General features: G+C 43.6%; 1 pseudogene. It reads left to right on the top strand.

Annotated features, from left to right (window positions below):
* Positions 1 to 472, top strand: a pseudogene (locus tag NL42_RS19400) (fimbria/pilus outer membrane usher protein); the annotation flags it as partial.

Below are 472 nucleotides of genomic sequence, written 5' to 3'. Positions count from 1 at the left end.
TGCACTTTCAGCGACAGGATCGTTGGTTGCGGCAGCAGGACGAGTTTTTGCGGCCAATGAAATTGGAGACGGCTACGCAGTTGTGACCAATGCGGGGCCACAAAGCCAAATTTTAAATGGCGGAGTCAATTTAGGAGCAACTGATGGAAACGGTCGATTCTTAATTGCAAATTTAAGACCCTATCAGCTTCATCATATCTATCTGGATCCATCATATTTACCTTTAGAGTGGGATGTTAAATCCACTAACCAAACAGCATTCGTAGGTTATCGCCAAGGAGCTTTGATTGACTTTGGCGCTCATCAGGTCATTTCTGGCTTAGTGAAGCTTGTTGATGCGAACAATTCACCTTTATTACCGGGTTATACAGTTCGCATTAAGGGGCAACAAGATGCCGTAGTTGGCTACGACGGTGAAGTATTTATTCCAAACCTATTAAACCAAAACAAGCTTGAAGTCGATCTTCTGGAT

This window comes from Acinetobacter sp. GN11, assembly GCF_054823985.1.
The sequence above is the reverse complement of the archived record's forward strand: the minus strand, read 5'-3'. Positions and strand labels throughout refer to the sequence as shown.